At 65.0% G+C, this 20,681-nt stretch carries 18 protein-coding genes and 2 pseudogenes; 12 read left to right on the top strand and 8 right to left on the bottom strand.

Annotated elements, in window-relative coordinates; all coding sequences use genetic code 11:
• The first annotated feature begins 30 nt into the window (after positions 1–30).
• Complete coding sequence (locus tag ACI8UR_RS02595; protein ID WP_411714608.1) at positions 31–1,371, top strand: cytochrome P450; 1,341 nt, start codon at positions 31–33, stop codon at positions 1,369–1,371.
• A 59-nt stretch (positions 1,372–1,430) separates the two neighbouring features.
• Here ACI8UR_RS02595 and ACI8UR_RS02590 read toward each other — a convergent pair whose 3' ends face one another.
• The 3 genes and pseudogenes from ACI8UR_RS02590 to ACI8UR_RS02580 all read right to left on the bottom strand — a co-directional run bounded on the left by ACI8UR_RS02590 (position 1,431) and on the right by ACI8UR_RS02580 (position 2,550).
• Positions 1,431–1,850, bottom strand: a complete 420-nt coding sequence (locus ACI8UR_RS02590; protein ID WP_415087520.1) for a dCTP deaminase — start codon at positions 1,848–1,850, stop codon at positions 1,431–1,433.
• A 77-nt stretch (positions 1,851–1,927) separates the two neighbouring features.
• Positions 1,928–2,044: pseudogene (locus ACI8UR_RS02585) on the bottom strand (type 1 glutamine amidotransferase domain-containing protein); the annotation flags it as partial.
• Between the two features lie 95 nt (positions 2,045–2,139).
• The gene (locus ACI8UR_RS02580; protein WP_415087519.1) at positions 2,140–2,550 is read right to left on the bottom strand and encodes a CBS domain-containing protein; all 411 of its coding nucleotides are present in this window, start codon (positions 2,548–2,550) and stop codon (positions 2,140–2,142) included.
• 190 nt (positions 2,551–2,740) lie between these two features.
• Here ACI8UR_RS02580 and ACI8UR_RS02575 point away from each other — a divergent pair, with 190 nt between their 5' ends.
• Positions 2,741–3,691, top strand: a complete 951-nt coding sequence (locus ACI8UR_RS02575; protein ID WP_415087518.1) for a hypothetical protein — start codon at positions 2,741–2,743, stop codon at positions 3,689–3,691.
• Positions 3,658–3,900 carry an AMP-binding enzyme gene (locus ACI8UR_RS02570; protein ID WP_415087529.1) on the top strand — a complete coding sequence of 81 codons (243 nt, stop codon included), beginning with the start codon at positions 3,658–3,660 and terminating at the stop codon, positions 3,898–3,900. Before ACI8UR_RS02575 ends, ACI8UR_RS02570 begins: the two co-directional genes overlap by 34 nt.
• Before the next feature lie 14 nt (positions 3,901–3,914).
• On the opposite strand, the gene ACI8UR_RS02565 is transcribed toward ACI8UR_RS02570, so the two are convergent.
• On the bottom strand, positions 3,915–5,924 hold the full coding sequence (locus ACI8UR_RS02565; protein WP_415087517.1) for a bacterio-opsin activator domain-containing protein: 2,010 nt from the start codon (positions 5,922–5,924) through the stop codon (positions 3,915–3,917).
• Positions 5,925–6,072: 148 nt separating this feature from the next.
• Here ACI8UR_RS02565 and ACI8UR_RS02560 point away from each other — a divergent pair, with 148 nt between their 5' ends.
• The 7 genes from ACI8UR_RS02560 to ACI8UR_RS02530 all read left to right on the top strand — a co-directional run bounded on the left by ACI8UR_RS02560 (position 6,073) and on the right by ACI8UR_RS02530 (position 16,130).
• Entirely contained in the window at positions 6,073–8,103 is a 2,031-nt protein-coding gene (locus tag ACI8UR_RS02560) for a beta-propeller domain-containing protein (protein ID WP_411714880.1), read from the top strand.
• A 143-nt stretch (positions 8,104–8,246) separates the two neighbouring features.
• The gene (locus ACI8UR_RS02555; protein WP_411714878.1) at positions 8,247–10,130 is read left to right on the top strand and encodes an alkaline phosphatase D family protein; all 1,884 of its coding nucleotides are present in this window, start codon (positions 8,247–8,249) and stop codon (positions 10,128–10,130) included.
• Positions 10,123–11,943, top strand: coding sequence for a metallophosphoesterase (locus tag ACI8UR_RS02550; RefSeq protein ID WP_411714877.1), 1,821 nt, complete (start codon positions 10,123–10,125; stop codon positions 11,941–11,943). The genes ACI8UR_RS02555 and ACI8UR_RS02550 overlap by 8 nt, the downstream gene beginning before the upstream one ends.
• A gap of 152 nt (positions 11,944–12,095) precedes the next feature.
• Positions 12,096–12,545 carry a hypothetical protein gene (locus ACI8UR_RS02545; protein WP_411714876.1) on the top strand — a complete coding sequence of 150 codons (450 nt, stop codon included), beginning with the start codon at positions 12,096–12,098 and terminating at the stop codon, positions 12,543–12,545.
• Between the two features lie 74 nt (positions 12,546–12,619).
• Positions 12,620–14,824 carry an alkaline phosphatase PhoX gene (locus tag ACI8UR_RS02540; protein ID WP_411714875.1) on the top strand — a complete coding sequence of 735 codons (2,205 nt, stop codon included), beginning with the start codon at positions 12,620–12,622 and terminating at the stop codon, positions 14,822–14,824.
• A 98-nt stretch (positions 14,825–14,922) separates the two neighbouring features.
• On the top strand, positions 14,923–15,915 hold the full coding sequence (locus tag ACI8UR_RS02535) for a ribonucleotide-diphosphate reductase subunit beta (RefSeq protein WP_411714874.1): 993 nt from the start codon (positions 14,923–14,925) through the stop codon (positions 15,913–15,915).
• Positions 15,916–16,007: 92 nt separating this feature from the next.
• Positions 16,008–16,130 (top strand): hypothetical protein, encoded by a 123-nt coding sequence (locus tag ACI8UR_RS02530; protein WP_411714873.1) that lies wholly within the window; start codon positions 16,008–16,010, stop codon positions 16,128–16,130.
• A gap of 10 nt (positions 16,131–16,140) precedes the next feature.
• On the opposite strand, the gene ACI8UR_RS02525 is transcribed toward ACI8UR_RS02530, so the two are convergent.
• Positions 16,141–16,602, bottom strand: a complete 462-nt coding sequence (locus ACI8UR_RS02525; protein WP_411714872.1) for a universal stress protein — start codon at positions 16,600–16,602, stop codon at positions 16,141–16,143.
• A gap of 100 nt (positions 16,603–16,702) precedes the next feature.
• Here ACI8UR_RS02525 and ACI8UR_RS02520 point away from each other — a divergent pair.
• A pseudogene (locus tag ACI8UR_RS02520) lies at positions 16,703–17,635 on the top strand (formate/nitrite transporter family protein); the annotation flags it as partial.
• Positions 17,636–17,686: 51 nt separating this feature from the next.
• Here the strand turns inward: ACI8UR_RS02520 and ACI8UR_RS02515 are convergent.
• The 3 genes from ACI8UR_RS02515 to ACI8UR_RS02505 form a co-directional block, all read right to left on the bottom strand.
• Positions 17,687–18,451 (bottom strand): carbon-nitrogen hydrolase family protein, encoded by a 765-nt coding sequence (locus ACI8UR_RS02515; protein ID WP_411714871.1) that lies wholly within the window; start codon positions 18,449–18,451, stop codon positions 17,687–17,689.
• Between the two features lie 117 nt (positions 18,452–18,568).
• Positions 18,569–19,105, bottom strand: a complete 537-nt coding sequence (locus ACI8UR_RS02510; protein WP_411714870.1) for a hypothetical protein — start codon at positions 19,103–19,105, stop codon at positions 18,569–18,571.
• Positions 19,106–19,290: 185 nt separating this feature from the next.
• Positions 19,291–19,842, bottom strand: coding sequence for a class I SAM-dependent methyltransferase (locus ACI8UR_RS02505; RefSeq protein WP_411714869.1), 552 nt, complete (start codon positions 19,840–19,842; stop codon positions 19,291–19,293).
• Positions 19,843–19,984: 142 nt separating this feature from the next.
• Between ACI8UR_RS02505 and ACI8UR_RS02500 the strand changes: the two genes are divergently transcribed.
• Positions 19,985–20,386, top strand: a complete 402-nt coding sequence (locus tag ACI8UR_RS02500; RefSeq protein WP_411714868.1) for a DUF4440 domain-containing protein — start codon at positions 19,985–19,987, stop codon at positions 20,384–20,386.
• Positions 20,387–20,681 lie beyond the last annotated feature (295 nt).

Raw genomic sequence — 20,681 nt, 5'->3', positions numbered from 1 at the left:
CCCAAAGACGCCGGAACCGTACCGTGGCGTATGTCACAGCGACTTCCCGAACCGCCCGAGGCGGGGCTTCTGAACGCGGCCCGGTTCGGGACGCAGACGTTCCGCTTTCTCGAGGGCGTACAGTCGCGATTCCACGACGGAACGGCGATCCCGATTCCGGGGCGGGCGCCGCTCGTCGTGTTGACGAGCCCGGAACTCATCACGGAAGCGCTCGACCGCAGAGAGGCCTTCACCCGCGTCCCCGCCCAGGATTCGGCGGCGATGATCGCCGAACAGGGCCTCGTCCAGAGCGAGGGTGACCTCTGGGAACAGCAGCGCTCGGTCATGGCGCCGGCGTTCGGCGGCCAGCAGGTGACCGCCTACGCGAACACGACCGGCAACCGCGCCCACCGACTCGCCGACGAGTGGGCCGACACCGGCGAGCAGTCGACGAACCTCCACAAGCAGATGACGTCGATGACGATTCGGGTCGCCTCCGAAATCCTGCTCGGCGAGGATATCGGGCAGGCGCGCGCCGACCAGTTCCACGAGTGGATGCAGATCGCCGGCGAGGAGTTCGAGTTCGGCCTCGACGCCGTCACGCCGGAGTGGGTGCCGGAGCGTGTCTCCCCGGCGTTCCGCGAGGCCGCCGACGGCATTCGCGGTCTCAGCGAGGAACTCATCGAGCGCCGGCGGGCCGCGCTGGCAGACGGCGAGGACGAGGGATCAGCCGATATGCTCACCATGCTGATTCGCGCCGAGGACAATCCCGACGTGGAGTTGCCGACCAACCAGATTCGCGACGAGGTGGCGACCTTCCTCATCGCCGGCCACGAGACGACGGCGCTGAGTCTGACCTACACGCTGAGCCTGCTGTCGTGGAATCCTGAAACGCGCGAGCGCGTCCGCGAGGAAGCCGAGGCCGTGCTCGGCGACGGGCCGCCAACCCACGACGACGTCGCCGACCTCGAATACACGAAACGCGCCTATCGGGAAGCCCTCCGGCTGTACCCGCCCGCCTGGGCCGTGTTCAGGCAGGCCAACGGCGACGTCGACCTCGGCGAGTACACCATCGAGGACGGCTCGGCGGTCATCATGCCGCAGTGGTCGGTACACCGCGACGAGCATCATTTCGAGGCGCCGAACACGTTCGACCCCGACCGCTGGGCGCGCCGCGATCCCAACGGCGTCGAGGCGTACTTCCCGTTCTCGACGGGGCCACACGCCTGTATCGGTCGCGGGTTCGCCCTCTCGGGGGCGACGCTCGTCCTCGCGCGATTGGTGCGGGATTTCGACATCGATGTCCCCGAAGACGAACTCGACGATTTGCGCATCACGCCGACGCTGCGACCGATAGATGGCGTCGAAGCGACGATTACGCCGGTCGAGTAATCACGGCCGGCGGTCGGTCGGCGAGCCATCGTCGCGGTAAACAGTTACAGCAGTCCGTATCAGTGGACGAGAAGCGTTGAGAGCCGGGCGTTTTCCTTCAGGCGGATGCCCTCCCCGCCGACCGAAAGCGGCACGACGTCGAGGGCATCGACGTACAGTGTCGGGTGGAAGGCCCCGCGGGCCCGAACCGAATCCCGGGTCTGCAATGCGAGCGTGAGGTCGTCGGGCGCCGACAGCGACTCGTTGTACTCGACGAGATACTGGCCGGCGTCGAGGTACCACCATTCGTAGTCGTCGTCGGGGTTGCGTTTCTCCGTCTCGATGGGCTCCAGCGTGGCGGCGTTGAGCTCGCCGCCGCCGAAGTCGACGCGGCCGGGTTCGGCGACGCGGTGGATTTCGGCGACCGTCACGTCGAGGCCGCGGCCCTCCGTCTGGGTCGGGTCGTGGACGATACCGTCGACGAACGGGGCGATGTTCATGCCCGAACGTCGGCGTCCGGGATTGAAAAACCGACGGCGCTCAGAGCCCGAGCGCCGACAGGAGCGTCTCGGCGACGACCCATCGGGGTTGCAACCGTCACGTCAACGCCCGCCGCCTCAAGCGTGGTGAGCGGCTCGATACATTCCTCGCCCCAGTAGCCCTCCTCGCTCACGACGAACAGTGCAGTTGGCATACGCTCGGGGTTCGTCGCTGTGGTGGAAAAGCCGTTCGCGGCCGGCAGGCGTCACCGCTATCGGGTGGCTTATCGGTCGCCGCGTATCGCCGGGATTAGGCCCGCGGCGCCTTCGTCGACCGGACGTTCGAGACGTAGGCTGTGAGGTCGGTCGTCGTGACGATACCGATGACGCCCTCGGTGTCGTCGACGACGGGAAGATGATGAACGCCGTGTTCGAGCATGACGCTCGCGGCGTCTTCAACGGAGTCCTGTGCCGACACCGTGACCATCTCGGTCGACATGTACGCCGATACCGGCGTCTGGTCTTTCGGTTTCTGCTCTCTGACGATCTCGACGAAGTCGGTCGACGTCAGGATGCCCTCGAGCCCGTTCTGCTCGTTGACGACGATGACGGAGCCGATATCGTTCGATAATATCACGTCCGCAGCGCCCTCGACGAGCGTTCCGGGACGAACCGTATGCAGGTCAGTCGTCATAATCCGCGCGACGAAAATGTCGTCCATGTACGTCCGTATTCCCGAGTGCTATGTTAAACATTATCGTTAGAAACCGTCATGTTCGGTGCGGTCTGTGCCGTCGGCACCCGAATCCGAACGGTACCGAACGATTTGGCCACCACAGTTTTCAACAGTTGTGAAATATCAATCGAATGCAACAATGTCCGAGCAATGTTCCCGTCGACGGTTCCTGCGGTTGAGCGGCGCAACTACGGTGGGGTTGGTGGGCGTCGGTGCCGGCGTGGCCGGCGCCGCGGAGAACGGTTGGGAGGCCGTCGAGACGCCGGTGACGAAGACGTTGACCGGCGTCACCATCGCGGGCAACGGCCCGTGGGCCGCTGGCGGGGGTGGGAAGGTGCTCGAACGCACGACCGACGGCTGGGTCGTCCGGCTGCGGAACGGCCCGGCCGCGGAGGGCAACGGCCTCACCGATATCGATGTCACCGACGACGGTCGCCGGGTGTGGTTCGCCGGCGGCAGCGGTGTCATCGGTGAGATGGACATCGTCGACAAGACGCTCACCGACTACTCGGCACCGAAAGAGAAGACGAGCACCTGGGAGACACTCTCCGTCACCGGCAGCGCCGATACCGACGAAACTATCTCGCTGCTCAACGGGTCGGGCGAGGAACTCACCGGCTACCGGCAGTCCGACGGCTCCATGGAGTGGGGCGAGGTCACGAAACCCGGCGGTGGCGCATCGATAAAGGGGTCGGACGCCTACGGCACCGACTCGTTCATGGTCTGTGATACCACCTCGAAGGTGTACGAAGCCCGTGACGATGCCGAGACGTGGTCGGAAATCGGCGTTCGCGGTGGCGAGGTCGGCTTCTACGGCGTCGCCGCCGTCGCCGAGGACGACGCCAACGTCTCCGGAGGCGGGGGGATGATGTATCACTGGGACGGCAACCGTTGGACGGGTCGGAAAATCGGCAGCAACACGATTCCGGCGGTCGACCGCCTCGACGAACTCGGCCTCGCGGCCGCCGGCAGCGGTTACGTGTTCCGCCGACAGACCATCGGCTCGTGGGAGCGCATCGCCACGCCGACCGGCAACGACTTGCTTGGCGTCGCACTCGGCGGTGAAGCGTACCCCGACGTCGCCGTCGGCTCATCGGGGACGATCGTCGAAAAGAATACCGTGTAGCGGTCGCCATTATCGACGCCCGCGACGAGGTTCGCGGGGCGACCGTCACCGCCATCATCAAACCCCGAACCGGCGAGTCGCTGACCGCCGAGGATGTCCGGCGTGCCTGCGAGGCCGAACTGGAGAGCCACGAGGTGCCCGAACGCGTCGAGTTCGTCGAGTCATTCCCGCGCACCGCCACGGGCAAACTCGACCGGCGTCAGCCGTGAGCGAGTAGGGTAGTTCACTGCTCGAAGAACGCCTCGATGAGCTTTCGCTCGGCAGCGCGGAGGTGCTGGTGGTACGTCGAGCGCCCGATGCCCATCGATTCGGCGAGCGCGTCGCCGGTAATCGGCCGGTTCCATTCGTAGAAGCCGCTGACGTGGGCCTTTCGCAGCGCCGTCAGTTGCCGCTCGGTGAGCCGGTCTTCGATATCGGCGACGAACTCCTGGCGGGTCGAGGGCGGCCGCTCACGCTCCCGCTGGGCGACGATTCTCGCCTCTGGATACCGTTCCTCGATGAAGTCGGCGATGGCACGCACGCCGGTCGCGCTCGGGAACTCGATTTGGATCATCGCGATACCGTCGACGACGGAGATGGTGCATATCTTCGCACCCCGCTCTGCGAGCGTGGCGGCGATCGACGACTCCGTCAGGCGGAACTCGAACAGCGTCTCGTCGTCGTACTTGCCGATGGGTTCCGCTGATTCGATGTTGGGGTAGGAGTCGACCGCCTCCAGCACCGACCCGACGTCGAGGTCGGTTCTGAAGAACGTCAATACGGTGCCGTCTTCCTTGTACACGGAGCCGTCGTACTCCAGCGAACAGCCCGTCCGCTTCGAGATATCGACGAAAAAGAGACTGTCGTCCTCCGTCTCGATTTCGAGTTCGGTCACGCTGTCGGTGGCGAGAAGGCGGCCACGCTCCAAGGCGTTGATAGCCGTCGCCGTCGACCGCCCGAGCGCCTCCAACACGACCGCCTCATGGTCGGTCAGGGTCTCCTCGTCGGTCGTATACAGCGTGAGGACGCCGTACGTCGTCTCACCGTATACGAGCGGTATCGCCGCGATGCCGCCGAGGGTGTCCGCCGCTATCCACGGTGATTCGGCGAGGGCGTCGGACAGCACCGCCGGATCGTCGACGACCTGTACCGAGCCGGTTTCGTACGCCTCGACGGTCGCCGCGTGAACGCCGGGCTCGGAGCAGTCGGCTTCGAGTGCGTCCTCGGTCGGCGTCCAGACGCCCGCCTGGGCGGTCGCCGTGAGCGTGTCGCTGCGTCGGTCGGGCGTCCCGACCCACGCGAACTCGTAGGCGTCGACGGCTGCGATGCAGTCACAGACGGCCGTCTCGACATCAGCGCGGCGTTCGGCCTGCATCAGTTCGCCGGTCACCTCTTTGAGAAGGCCGTCGATGCGGACGAGCAGGTGCTGGAGGTTCTCCCGTTCGCGTTTCACTTCCAGTTCCGCCTCCTTGCGCTCGGTGACGTCCATCTGGAAGCCGACGAAGTGTGTCGTCTCGCCGTCGGCGTTGCGAACCGGCGCGATGGTGACTTGGTTCCAGAACTGCTCGCCGTTCTCCCGGTAGTTGACGAGCTCGACTGAGGTCGGCTCGCCCGTGTTGACGGCTTCACGCATCGTGTCGGTTGCCTCGGGGTCGGTCTCCTCACCCTGGAGGAACCGACAGTTGCGTCCGACGGTTCGCTCCTTCGGATAGCCGGTGAGCCGCTCGAAGGCGTCGTTGACGTATATCATCGGGTTGTCCGGCCGGTTCGGGTCGGTGATGGTGATGCCGACCGGCGCCTCGTCCATCGCCCGCTCCTTCAGCCGGAGCTCCTCTTGGACGCCCATCGTCTCGATGGGCATCCGTGCGGCGCCGTCGGCCCGAATCGGGGGTGTCGTTCCCACTGCGGCGCGCACACGGTCGAGCAGGCGCTCGTCATCCCCGGTCGGGACGAACTCAGAAACGTCGGCCGCGACGGCGCGGCTCACAACCGAGCCGTCGTCGGCATCGGCGACGAGTACGACCGGGAGTTCGGGCCGGTGGGCACGGACGCGTTCGAGTACGTCGACGCCGTCGACGCCATCGCCGTGTACGGCCACAACGCAGTCGACGGCGTCGAGTCGAGAGGGTACTTCGGCTGGCGACACGGCGCTGACAGCGAACTCCGGCTGGGCGTCGAGGGTGGCACGGGTCGCGTTAGTCCCACCGCCCGACACGAGAAGGAGCCCGACAGGCGGGCGTTGTGTTCCGCTCATGGAACGTTCCCATGCTGCTATGCACCCTGCTACTATAAACGTAGGCGCCGGCGATGCCTGTCGCCGCTTCTGTCCGTGCTTCTCGGTACGTGAAACGGCTGTTTGAGCTTAGGAAACGGCTTCCTTTTAGGGTGTAGTAGGGTCGTACATGGTTCGCTCCGTTCCGCTATCGACGGCGCAAGTAGCCCTCGTCGCGGCGCTCGTCCTCGCTGCGGGCGGCGTCGGCGCCATGATGATGATGGATGGGTCACCGCTCGATGACTCGGAAAAGAAGCCGGACGCTGCGGTATCGACGTTCGATTCCGAGTCGGAGTTCCGCTCGTATCTCCGCGATGCCGACCGGACGCACGGATACGCGAGGTTCGACGCACGGACGGGCGGCGCCCGCGCCGAGCGACCCCGCGAGGTGACAGCCGACGCCGAAGCGCCGCGAAGCACGCCGGCACCCGTGGCGACCGAGACGAGCGACGGCGGAGGATCGGCCGGCGGAACCGACCGCCGGGCCTCCGATACGAACGTCCAGGTACAGGGCATCGACGAGCCCGACGTTCTGAAGACGACGAGCGACACGCTGTACTACTCCACGCGCGCCCCACGCGTCCGACATCACCGTCGCTCGGAGGAGCGTGACCGTTCCGGCGTACGACTCATCAACGCCTCCGATCCGGCCGCACCCGAGGTCGCAAATCGGCTGAACGTCTCCGGCCGCCTGCTGCTCGTGAATGACACGCTCGTCGTCTTCGACGGCAACAAACTCATCGGCTACGATGTCTCCGACCGTGCCGATCCCGAGCGGACGTGGTCACAGCATCTGACGAGTCGCGTCGTCGCCGCTCGGCTCTACGCCGGCCACGTCTATCTCGTCACGGCCAACGACATCGACCGGCGTGACCCCTGTCCGGTTCGGCCGATGGCGGGCGTCTCGGTTCCGTGTGACGAGGTCTACCACCCCGACGAGCCGTCGCCGGCCGACACCACCTACACCGTCTCGGTGATGTCACCTGACGACGGCGAACTCGTCAACACCACGTCGTTCGTCGGCGCCGGCGGCGACTCGACCGTCTACGTCTCCAGCGGCTCGATCTACGTCACCTACCCGAAGCCGGCCGACCGAACCGAGATGCTGCTCGAGTTCCTCCTGACGAACCAGACCGACCGGCTCGACGACCAGGCAATCGACCGGCTCGAGGAAATCCGAAGCTACGACCTCAGTTCCCGCGCGAAGCGCATCGAAACCAGGCGGGCCATCGAAGCGTGGCTGACCAGGCTCCCCGAAGATGAACGCCGCGAGGCTGAACGCGGGCTTCGCGAGGACAGGCGAGCGTGGGCGGCCGCGAACAAACGCAACTTCGAGCGGACGGGCATCGCGAAGTTCGCGATTCGGAACCCGACCACCGATTCACCGTCCGTGGCGCCGAACGCGACCGGGTCGGTGCCCGGCCGCCCGCTCAATCAGTTCTCGATGGACGAACACGAGGGGCAGTTCCGCATCGCGACGACCGTCGGCGGCGCGTTCGGCACCGACAGCGAGAACGACGTGTACGTCCTCGATGCCTCGCTCGAACGAACCGGCTCGGTGCAGGGGATGGGCGTCACCGAGCGTATCTACTCGGTTCGGTTCGTCGGCGACGAGGCGTACGTCGTCACCTTCCGACGCATCGACCCGTTCCACGTCCTCGATCTCTCCGACCCCGACAACCCGACGCTTGAAGGCGAGCTGAAACTGCCGGGCTACTCGTCGTATCTCCACCCGCTTCCGGGCGACCGCGTCCTCGGAATCGGCGAGGAGGACGGCAAGGTGAAACTCGTCGTCTTCAACGTCTCCGACCCGACCGACCCGACAATCGCGGACGACCGCATCCTCGACACACGGTGGTCGGCCGTCGCACGAAGCCACCGCGCCTTCCTGCTCGACCAACGCCACGGCGTGTTCTTCCTGCCGACCACCGTGGCGCCCGACCGCGAACCAGGCATTCCCGAACGGGATGGCCCCCGAGGCGAGGGACTCGTCTTCAGCTACGAGGGCGGCCTCACGCTCGAAACGACGGTTCAGACGGACAGCCCCGCGAAGCGGGCCGCCTACATCGGCGATTACCTCTACGTCTTCAGCGACTCCTCGATGACTGTCGTCGACGAGCGGACGTGGAACCAGACCGCAGCGGTGTCGTTCCGCGAGTGAGCGACCCCTTGTGAAACATACTCAACGGAACGGTTCCTGAGATATCTTCAAACGTCAATATCGTGGGGTAGAGGGCCCGAGATGCAAATATTTGGACGGTTCTGCTAGTGTTTTTATCTATCCTCTCGCCGTAGCTATCGGTGATGGCAAACATCACTGGCGAGCGAGGGACGGAACCGACGACCACGCGACGTGCGGTGCTGGAGGCGGCCGGCGCCGGGTCGGCGATGGGCGCGCTGGCGACACTGTTCTCGACTGGTGTTGCTGCCGACACCACTCCACAAGAAGCGAACGGCTCCGACGACCTCTTCGATGTCAACCGGACGAGCGAGTCGGTGTATCCCCAATCGGTCGCGAGCGGCGGCCCGACGCCGGACGGCGCTATCGTCTGGACGCGGGTCGACGAGGCCGCCTACGAGGGGGATACGCCGGTCGGGCTGCAGGTGACGCCCGCACCGGAGCGGACGACGCCGAACGACGCGGCCGATTTCACGACGCGCGACACGCGACACTTCCGTATTCCCGGCACCGACCTGACGCCCGACTCCGATTACGCCCTGAGCGTCGATCTGGCGGGCGAACTCGATGCCGATCGATTCTACTTCTATCGGTTCGTCTACGACGGTGACGCATCGCCGGCCGGCCGGCTCCGTACGCTTCCCGCCCCGGACGCAGACCCCGACCGATTGCGCCTCGCGTGTGCGTCGTGTAACAATTATCTCGACGGCTACTACGGTGCATTCGGCCACATCGCCAGCGAGGACGTGGATTATCTCGTCCATCTCGGCGATTTCATCTACGAGTACGCCGGTGAGGGAGCCCAGCCCGGGCGCGATATTCAGCTCCCGTCCGGGAAGGATGTCGCACACACGCTTGCGGATTTCCGGAGCCTGCATCGAACGTATCGTGCCGACGAGCACATGCAGTCGGCGCTGGAACGGCACACGCTCGTCATGACGTGGGACGACCACGAGATCGTCAACAACCGTTGGTGGAACTACGAGGAGAGCTATCCGAACACGGCCTCTCACCCCTTTGGTGACGACCCAGAGAAGATGCGGAAACTGTACGCAGAGGGCATCAAGGCGCTGACCGAATACCTCCCCTTCCGCGTCGAGTACGACTCCGACGCAGACCGGCTCCACGACAGCTTCACACTCTACCGGTCGTTCCAGTTCGGCCAGCTCGCGGAGCTTTTCATGACCGACGAGCGGTTCTATCGCTCGCCGCCGCCGGAAGACGAACTCGGCCAGCGCGACGTTGCGGCTCCACCCTCACGGGCGGCCGACGACCCCGACCGGACGATGCTCGGAACCGAACAGCGACAGTGGTTGGTCGACGGCGTGACCGAGTCTCCGGCGACGTGGAAGCTGTGGGGGAATTCCGTGTTGAACGCGGCGCTGAAGACGACGAATCTCGGTGAGTCGGGGAGTTTCTACGTCAACTACGACGCCTGGGACGGCTACGAACACGAGCGGAAACTCATTATGGGCGAGCTGAAACGCGAGGCCCGCGCCCGCGGCAGTGCCCTCGATCTTATCACGCTGACCGGGGACATGCATGCCTACGTGGCCGCCTACACGAAAACCGATTACAGAGCACCGGACGAACAGCCGCCGTTCCCGGACGCCGAATCGTCCCGCGTCGGCGTCGAGTTCATGAGCCCCGGCGTTTCCAGCAACAGTCTGGGGTCATCTACGCCGACGCCGCCAACGCTTGAGGAAGACGCCGTCGAAGCGGCCGTCGAATCGCAGAACCCCCACGTCGAGTGGTTCAACTGGTCGCGGAACGGCTACACGACCATCGAGTTCACCGACGACGAATCGGTGTATACGGCCTACGAGGTCGACCGGACGGTCGACGCTGCCGACGCGCCGAAACGGCTGCTGCGGAGCTACCGCGTTCCGAGCGGCGAGGTTCGGATCCAGGAACTCAACGGCAGTCAGACGGACGTCTCGTCGGTCGTCTCCGAGGCGACCGGCGACGATGCCGAATCGGCGCTTCCGGAGGCGGTGCGGGATGACTGACCTCGACCGACGGGACGTGCTCCGTGGCGTGGCCGGGCTCTCGACGGCGCCGTTCCTGCTCGCGTCGGTCTCGGGTGCCGCCGAAGTCCCGGACGGCCCCGCGGGCGTTCACGCCGCGTACGGACGCGATCCGGCGACCGTGCTTCGGCTCGGGTGGACGGGCGCGCCGGCGATGGACGCCCACCTCGAGATCGGGACGCCGGATGGGTCACGCACCGTCGTCGAGGCGGCGGCCAATCCGGTGCCAGGCAGGGAAACCGTCGCGTACTCGGCGACCGTCACCGGGCTGGCGCCCGACACGGAGTACGAGTACGCCGCCGTGCTCGACGACCGGCGTTCCGGGCCGTTCACCGTCTCGACGGCGCCCGACACGACGGATGGCTTCAGTGTGACGGCGGTCGGCGACCACGGCATCGCCGACCCGGAGAACCCCTTCCAGCGGGCGAACACCGACGACCCCGAGGGTGTGATGTCGACCGCGGCGAGGCTGAACCCGGACGTGCAGTTGTTGCCCGGTGACGTCGCCTACGCGAACGGCAACCCGACCACGTGGGAACTGTATTTCGACGTGTTCGAATCGTTCTACGCCGAAACGCCGTTCATGACGGTGCCCGGAAACCACGAGGCGGAACCGGGAACCGGACTCACGCAGTACGACCGACGGCTCAACGACCTGATGCCGGTCGACGATCCGCTCGGCATCGACGACCTCCAGCACGAACAGCGATGGCACCACTTCGATTACGACAACACGCGATTCATCGGGCTGTCGACGACGACCGACGCCTGCGGCGACGTGGGTCGCGGCGAGGAGTACATCCCGATCTACGACCCCCGCTGCGAGGCCGGCGGCATCACCTACGGTGAAGTCCAAGAGCGCTTCCTGCGAGCTGCCCTCGAGGACGCGGCCGACGACGATGACCTGACGTGGACGGTCGTCTACTTCCACGGCCCGATGTGGACGGACTCGCCCGACCACGCCCCGCGTAAAGACCTCCGGGCGCGCTGGGGCAAACTGTTCGACGAGTACGGCGTCGACCTCGTGCTGTGCGGTGACAATCACGTATACGAGCGGACGAAGCCCATCACCGCCCGCCCCGACCGGGAGGAGTACGGCTCCCGCGAGGCCTGGGAGTGGGACTCACCACGCGGGACGACGTTCGTGACGAACGGCACCGGCGGCACCTCACGCTACGGCTTCGGCAACAAGACCCCCGGCGCGTATCTCGCCCGCCGGACGAACCAACACTTCGGTGTCACGCAACTGGACATCGACGACCAGCGCATTCGCGTCGAATACGTCACCCACGAAACCGGCGAGGACGGCGACCCCATCGTCGCCGACCGCTTCGAGATTCGGAAATCGGATACACGGACAGAGAAGGGCGTCAAACGACCGATGCAGGTCGACCGATACACCGGGTCGGTGACTGACTCGCTCGTCGTCGAGGGCACCCGCACGGACGACGGGTCGGTGTTCACCGGCGGCCAGACGAACCGCATCGAGCTCTCCTTCGAGGCGACCCATCGCGTCAGCATTCGTGACCGAATCCCTGCCAACTGGACGGTCGTTGGTGGGGAAGCGACACGCACCGAGGACGCCCCGGGCGACACCCAGTGGGTGTACTTCGACGACGGGCTCGATACGGAGGGGTCGGTGACGTATCTCGTCGAGGCCCCTGAGGGAGCGGCCGCGACCGGCCAAGACACCTTCGGGCCGTTCCAGGCCCGCAGTCCCGACTTCGACGAGTGGATGAGCGTTCCCGGCACCGAAAGCGAGGAAACGGTCGTCGGCGCGAGCACGTCGCTATAATCCCCGGTGCCGAACAGCCCGTTCCGGTCGGCTCCGGAGCGGTATATACCCGAATTATAAACGCTCTATCCGTCGTTTGCCGAGCGTCGACATGCCTGCTCGGGCACTGCGACCGCCATCGGAGGGCCCTCACAGGGCGACATTCCAAACCCATGTCGAGAACTGAACCTGACGAGGCCACCTATCGAGATGACGAATCGATACACAGAGCGTACGTCCTCGACGTTCGAATCGTCGAAACCAAACCCCCGGATGCAGACGGCGTCCGATATCGGTTCGAAGCGCCGAACCACACCGGCGTCTCGTTCGGAGACGCCGAGTATGCAGAGCTGTACGCCGACGTCTACTTCGATGTCAACGGCTTTCAGGAGGCCGGCACCGGCAACCGCGGCGTTCCACCCGAAGTTATCCAGGCCGGCCGGGACACGCTGGCGGCTTACTTCCTCGCGCAACCGTACGCCGACCGTAGCTGGGTCGCGTCGTTCTACGGCAAGAAACCGCACAGAATCGAGCGGTACGTTTCGGCCGTCCGAGAGCGCGCCGCCGAGATTCGCGACGGCGTCGATACGGAGACGGCAACACGGGACGGGAGCGATATATAGCTGTCGGGGCTGCTCTGTCGACGCTGTACGCCTATTATAAGCCTCCTTGTACCGACGGTAACAGTTTCACCTGCATGGTCGATTTCACTCGACGCAAACTGCTGTCGACCTCGGCAGCAGCCGCCCTCGGAGCCAGTGTCTCCGGTGTCAGCGCCGCCGCGGCACAGACGAACGACGACCCGGCGACGACCGGCGCGCCGAGCGTGAACGGCAGCCTCAAGCGGTTCTCGACGACCGCCCTCGGGGCCGAAGTGACCGGGCCGTTCGTGTTCGACGACGGACTCCTGTTGTACAGCCTGCAGCACCCGAGCCGTGACAACGCCGAACCGTTCGATACGGCCGGTATCGGCTACTTCAGCGGCTTCCAGTTCGAGTTCGACGGCACGAACGAGGACTTCGAGGAGCTCTCGACGCCGACGACGAACGACGAACAGGCAAGGATACGAGGGAGTGACGGCCAGTTCGAGTTCATCGCCCAGGAACGCGACCAGATAAACGGCGGCGACGAGCAACTCGGCGTCGTTCAGACGCCCGACGGGCGAAACATAGACCGCGAGGAGTTCAACGGCACGCAGTACGCCGCCCCCGGCTTCAATCCCGACTGCAATCAGTTCGTTCCGACGGAGGGCGACGGCGAAGGGTATCTGTTCACGAACTGGGAGAACAGCCCCGGGAACGTCACGCGAATCCCGATCAGTCGAGACGATGACGGCGAGGTGGTCGCCGACCTCGAGAACGCGCAGAACCTCGCGAACACCGACCCGATGCGCGAACTCGGGGGGACGCGCATCAACTGTTACGGCGACCGAAGCCCGTGGGGGACGATGCTCTCCTCGGAGGAACACTACGGCCACACCCGCGTGTCGCTGACGGCGACGGTCAGCGATATCGAAGCGAAAGGCACGGGAAAGGGTATCCGCGCCGCCAACGACTTCTGGAATCGGCCGAACCCGAACGGGATTCAGGCGGCGGTTAACGACTACTACGAGAACGGCTGGTACATCCAGGGGTACTGGAACATCGTCGGCGTCGAGTTCCTCGCGTACTATCTCGGTGCCGATCCGGTCGATCAGGGCGACGACGGCAACACCATCGAGCCGATCGGCGACGTCTATCCGAACCCGTACCGTTACGGATACCACATCGATTTCCGAGAGCCGACCGCGGACACCCCACAGCCGGTCAAATATTACGTGATGGGTCGGGCCGCCTGGGAGTCGCCCGATGTCCAGCACGACCGCAAAACCGTTTATAGCTGCTCGGACGGCGACAGCAAGGGCATCTACAAGTTCGTCGCTGACCGCCCAATCGACAGCTACGACGACCCGATGGACGTCGCCGGCACCCTCTATGCGCCGCTTCTGACGAACTCCGAAGCCGCCGCCAAGAACTCCCCAGCTGAGGTCGCCCTCGAAATCGAATGGCTGGAACTCGGCACCGCCAGCAACCGCGAAGTCGAGTCATGGATCACCGACTACGACGGCATCACCCAGACCGACTATCTCGAAACCCACACCGACGAGTGGACGGCCGGCGACGAGGTGACTGACGCGGTGCTTGAGGCGGCCGACCGCACGGTCGTCGAGAGCGGCAACCGTGATTACATCACCGACGAGGAGATCCTCGAGTGGGCCGACCAGTACGAGGCCAACGGCCCGGATAGCGTCGACGAGGCTCTCCGTAGAGTGCCGTTCCTCGAAACCCGCGCGGCCGCGAAGGAGATCGGTGCCTCGATCGAGTTCAACAAGGCCGAGGGTGTCGACAGCGAGGACGGCGCGACGCCGGGCGAATACGTCTACTTCGGCATCTCGGAGTTCAACGGCGACCTCTCGAACGACGCGGGCGACGCGCGGATGGAGCGCGTCGACGGGGGCGTCGTCTACCGGGCCGAACTGGAGCCCGATTACAACGTCTCGACGCTCGACCCCGTCATCGTCGGCCCGGACGGCTCCGACCCCGCCGACGTGGCTGATGACGCACTCGTCAACGTCGACAACGTCTACGTGATGCAGGACGGCCGCGTGCTCTGCTGTGAGGACGCCGACCAGTTCGGTCGGTCGTACAGCAACGACTGTCTCTACGTGTACGACCCTGAAGACGAGCGCGGGCGGGGCGACGGCCAGTCCAAACAGTCCGACCGGTCGACCGCCGAATCCGACCAACGCGCAGGGGAGCCGCCGTACGATAACCTCAACGACCGTGTTGCCGAATCATCGCTCTCCGCCGAGGAGAAATCGATGTTCGACGAACTCGCTGCGATGAATCGCGACGAACTCTAACCCGAACGGCAGCAAGACCGACTCGGATGAGTGGTGATTTAAACCAAGCTAGGATAGCCGGGGCAACGACTATTGTCCATTATTCCTTATGATAGTCTATGGCACTAGATTACGCAGACCCTGAATCACCGTTCGAGTGGTACCGAGCAGCGAAGGAGCACGGAATCTGGGACCCGGAATCCTTTGACCTCGAGCAGGACAAACGCGACTGGGAAGAGAAGTTCGACGAGGCTGAGAAGAAACAGTTCATGAAGATCTGTTCGCTCTTCTACGAGGGCGAGGAGTCGGTCACGAAGACGCTCGCACCGTATCCGATAGCCGTCGAGGCGCTCGAGGACCCGAACTTCGACCCGCTCCAAGAGGAGATGTACCTCACGACGCAGCTCTGGGAGGAAACGAAACACACCGACTTCTTCAGCCGCTACTTCGACGAGGTGTTCGACACCCAGGACACCGACTACGGCGACTTCGGTGGCGATAACTTCTGGAATCCCGAACTCCAAGCGTACCTCATCGATGACCTCGAACACGTCTCGGGCGAACTACGGGACGCCGCAGGCCGCGCGGAGACCGCGGCTCGCGAGGGCGGCGATATCGAGGCAGCCCAGCGAGACCTTCGCTACAAACTCGGTGACGCCGTCATGCATTACATGGGCATGGTCGAGGCACAGCTCGCCGAAACCGGCTACTCGGCGCTCAACCAGATGCTCGGCAACAAGGACGGAATGCCCGCCTTTCAGGCGGCGATGACGAAGATCCAGAAGGACGAGGCCCGACACATCAACAACGGCCGGTGGCTCATGAAGAAGCTCGCCCAGGAGGATCCCGATATCGTCCCCGAGGTCTACGAGCCTCACGTCAGGCATTTCGAGGAGGAACTCAGCGGCCCGACGATACAGAACCTCTACGTCCCGAACCCACTCGACATCGACATGCAGCTCCTCGTTGACGAGTCGTTGAACTACATGCAGTCGCACTTCGAGATCATCGGCGAGGAGAAATTCAGTGAGGAGTTCAGGGCTGACTACATCGACATCGGCGACGCCGAACTCCAGGCGCGAATACTGGAGCAGATTCAGGCGGCGGCATAGCCCACTCGCCCCCCCCCCGCCGGCAGTTCAGCACGTCCTCGCTTGATCGGGTACGCTGACGATTCTGACGCATCAGCGGACAGCGATCGTGAGTGGCCTCTCCCGAGAACGTCGAGGTGAGGATGCTGACGCTTTTGGAGGCCAATATCGAGCGCACCGACGACATCGGCCGCGAGGAGCGGTATGTCGATTTCGATGAGGCGCCCTGGAACTGATCGAGCGTGACTACTCCGGCCCGACGCCCTTGCGGACGAACGCGACCGGACACGGCGCATTCATCATTACGCTGTGGGCGGTGCTGCCGAACACCGCTTTGCCCGTCGGCGAGCGCTTCCGACCACCGACGAACAGCATGTCCGTGTCCGTCTCCTCGGCGGCACGGGTGATGCTGTCGGCCTCGCTGCCGATTTCGGCGCGGATGCGATACTCGATGTCAGTCTCGTGCAGCCGCGCCGAAATCTCGTCGATGGTTTCGAGTCGTGAGGCGAGCGTGTGCGCAGGTGGTGGGTTCTCCGGGTCGTAGCCGGCCTCTCGGACGCCCTCGTCGTAGGCGCTCTCGGAGAAGACGTGCAGCAGAATCACCGTCGTCCCCGTCGGCCCGGCGATATCGCACAGCAGCTTCGACATCTCGTCGACCCGGCTCTCGTCGTTCGGCCCGACAGCCAGGGTAAGCACCTCGAGCGTCATGTCTATGGGTTCGGTAGCCACGATTAAAATTCGGCGGGGTTCCGGCCGAAGTACGGAACCGGGGGTGTTTTTGTTTCCGGGGGCGAACCGCCGTCGAGCAATGGCTGACGACCAACCTGAAACCGCAGAGGAGTCGGTACGAGAGGCCGTCGAGCGCTCGCGGCGAGGTGCACCGGCGGTCGGTGAGGTCGTCCGCGACCGATTCGACACCGGCGAGGTGTTCCAGCGTATCGTCGCCGCGGCTGACGAAGAGATCGACACCGGCACCCGCGAACTCTTCTTCAGCGGGCTCGCGGCCGGGTTCGCCATCACCCTCACGTTCCTCGCGCTGGCGTCGATGACGGCGAAAAGCGACGGCTCGGCGCTCGTCGGCGCGTTGTTGTACCCCATCGGCTTCGTCTACATCATCCTCGGGGGCTATCAGCTCTACACCGAGAACACGCTGCCGCCGGTTGCGCTCGTGCTCGAACGGCTAGCAAGCGTCCCGACGCTGTTACGGACGTGGGTCATCGTTCTCGTCGGCAACTTCGCGGGCGGTGCGCTCGGCGCGCTCGTCCTCGCCTACACCGGCGTCTTCTCACCGGAGACGGCCGCTGTCGCGGTAGAGCTCTCCGCGAAGGGCCTGAAGACCCCGTGGTGGGATCTGTTCTTCAAGGCCGGCTTCGCGGGCCTCGTCGTCGCCGGCATCGTCTGGCTGGATTTCGCCGCCCGGGACACCATCTCCCGACTCCTGCTGGTCTACATCGCCTTCCTCGTCATCCCGCTTGCCGATCTCTTCCACGTCGTCGTCTCCTTCACCGAACTCATGTATCTCGTCTATCTCGGCGAGGCGGCGCTGCTGCCCGGACTGACGGGCTTTATCCTCCCCGTGCTTCTCGGCAACACCATCGGTGGCGTGCTGCTCGTCACCGTCGTCAACTACTTCCAGACGACCGAGCACCGACTCCAGACCGTCCGTGAGGACGGCCCGGAGCGTCAACTCTCGGTTCCGGAATGGATCGGCGGCAGCAGCGTCGGGCGAACGTACGTTCCAGCCGACCGCGATAACAGTCGCCGCCGCGGCGATGACGACGACTGACGGCAGTCAGTCCTCGAAGATCCCGACCAGTTCTCGCTGTCGCGGCAGCGCCTCGTCAGCCAATTCGACGACCAGGTCTCGCTCTGCGGTGTTGAGTTCCGCCCGAATCCCGCCGTCGGGGCGCACCACGAGCGACCGGCCGGTGTAATCGACGACGCGTGCGTCCTCGACGTCACGTCGGCCGGTTCGGCCGGTGCCGACGGCCCACCGGACGCCGTCGAGCGCCCGCGCCCGGACGAGTAATCGCCAGTTGTCGCTGTGGGTAGCCGGCCACGCGCCGACCACGAGCAGGGCGTCGAGCCGTTTCTCAGTGAGCGTAGCGCTCTCCTCGACGAAGTTGAGGTCGTAGCAGGTCAACACCCCGGTCTTTCCGAGCGGCGTCTCCAGGGTGAGCAAGGCGTTGCCCGGTTCCAGAAGTGCCGCCTCGCCGGCCCAGAGATGCCGCTTCCGGTAGATGTCGACGGTGCCGTCAGCACGGACGTATGCTGCGGCGTTGTACAACTCGTCGTCATCCTCGATGAAGCCGACGAGCAAGTCGCAGTCGGCGTCGGCGGCGCTGCCGCGCAGACGGTCGATTTCGACGCTGTCGCGGGGGATTGCCGCCTCAGCGATGCGTTCATCCGGGACGAACCCGGTCAGTGCCTGCTCGGGAAAGCAGGCGATGTCGACTTCGTCGGAGAGGTCAGCCACGCGGGCTTCGACGGTTTCAAGGTTCGCTTCGACGTCGAGGTCGTCGACGGCCATCTGGCAGGCAGCGACGGTCGGTGACATGGCACATCGTATGCCCCCCGTCACAAAAGGTGCAGTGGCAGTTGGAGGGGTATCGGGACGGTGTTTGGGTACGGAAAACAGCGGCGTGGAACGTCAGCGGAACCGGGCTAAAAGGGGTTATGCGCTCTCGTCTGCGGTTTCGTCGTCTTCATCAGCGTCGGTGTCTTCGGTTTCGGTTGCTTCCTGTTCGTCTTCGGTTTCGGTTGCTTCCTGCTCGTCGTCACTATCGTCCGCACGCTTGTCGTCCGCGTTGTCGTCGCGTTTGTCGGCAGCTTCGTTCGCGTTGCCGTCGCGCTCCTCGGCGTTGTCGTTAGCCGCTTGGTCGCTTTCGTTGGCCGACTCGTCGGCGTTCTCCGCGCCGTCGTCAGCTGCGTCATCCGCGTTCGACGAGGCGATATCGGAGACGGCCGTGCCGAGGTCGTCAACCTCGCCTGACAGGAAGTCATTGATACTACTGTGGATGTCGCTCACGAAGTCAGGCGCCTGTTCGGGCATGTCCTCGGGCGGGCCCGCGTCACCCGGGCGCTCCTCACTCGCGTTTTGGTCGGGCTGTGTGGTCGCGTTCTCGTTCGGCTGTGCAGCGGCGGCACCCGCGGCCCCGACGAGCAGAACGCTCGCAGCGAGGATCGCGAGTACGATGCTTTTCTTGCGCATTGCAACTGGACATACCGGATGGAGGTATAAACACCGCCCAGTCCGTTTGAAGCAGTTCACGCCGTTCACGGCTTAGCGTGGTTGTTTTCGGGGGATTAAACGGTTTGAACGGAACGCCCCATGCGGTCTGAACAGTGCCGATTCATCAGACCACCTAAGCGTGACGGCCAACCGACCGTCGAGCGTCACCGAACGGCCGTGACGAGGAACGTCTCGCGCCGCGACTCCGTGCGGCGAACGGTGAAGCCAGCGGCGTCGATAGCCGCCCCCGCGCTCCAGGCGTCGAACCGCTCGGCAAGCGGTGGGCCTGCACTGCCGGTGCCGGCCGACGTCCAGTCGACGACGACCAGGCGCCCGCCCGGACGGAGCACGCGTGCGAGGTCACCAAGGGCTCCGTCCGGCAGTTCGTGATACGTCATCGTCGAGACGGCGATGTCGACGCTGTCATCGGCCAGCGGCAGCGCCCCGGCGTCGGCCGCGAGCAATCCGACCGATTCGGGAACCCCCTTCCGACGGTAGTACGCGTGCATTGCCGGCTGAACGTCGACGGCGTACACCCGCTCTGCGACCTCGGCCAGCACGTCGGTGTAGAATCCGGTACCGCTCCCGATGTCGAGGACGGTGTCGTCGTCGGCGACCGCCGTTGCGCCGACGAGTTCCTCCGCCGAGAGGTGCTGGAAGCGATCCGTCCGCTCCAGTTTGTCCGCTCGCTCGGCGTCGAACGTGTGAAACCCCATCAGCTGGCTGCCTCCGGCGGTCGTTCGGCCACGCTCGACGCCGCCTCCGTCACGTCGCGATTCATACCGTTCTTTCGAGCGCCATCCGAATCCCGTTTTGGGTGGGCGTACGCTATTTGTATGACCGCACGCAACTGGTGGTATGCTGACCCGTACCACCTGCGAGCGCGAGATCACCGGGCTCCACTCGTTTTTCGCCGACTGGCACCGCGGCGAGGCCGACAGCGACGACCTCGGTCGGATCACACAGGCGCTTGCCCCTGAATTCGAGATGGTGACGCCCGCGGGCAACATCCTCGACCGTGGCATGGTGCTCGACGGCCTTCGGGAAACCCACGGCACCACAGACGAGGAGTTCGACATCGACATCCGGGATGTCGAGGTGCTCGCGCAGTTCGACGACCACGCCCTCGTCCGCTACGAGGAGTGGCAGACCGGCGACGAGGGCGCCGAGGGCCGCATCAGCACCGTGCTGTTCCGCTCCGACGGGCAAGCCCCGGAGGGCGTCGTCTGGGTGGCGCTGCAGGAAACTGCGCTTTCGTAATCGTTCCGCCGTGAATCGAGAGCGGACGACTACTGTGCGTCCACGACGGCCACGCTCGCCAGATTCACGATATCCTTCACCTCCACCTTTTTCCGCCTCGGGGTCGCGAGAGCGACCCGCTCGGCGCAAAAACGTGGGCGAAAAAAGCCGCTCCCGGTGGTCGCGGCTGACTACTGTGCGTCCACGACGGCCACGCTCGCCAGATTCACGATATCCTTCACCTCCACCTTTTTCCGCCTCGGGGTCGCGAGAGCGACCCGCTCGGCGCAAAAACGTGGGCGAAAAAAGCCGCTCC

Origin of the sequence: Natronomonas sp., from assembly GCF_047616845.1 — an archaeon.
GTDB lineage: Archaea > Halobacteriota > Halobacteria > Halobacteriales > Haloarculaceae > Natronomonas.
The sequence above is the reverse complement of the archived record's forward strand: the minus strand, read 5'-3'. Positions and strand labels throughout refer to the sequence as shown.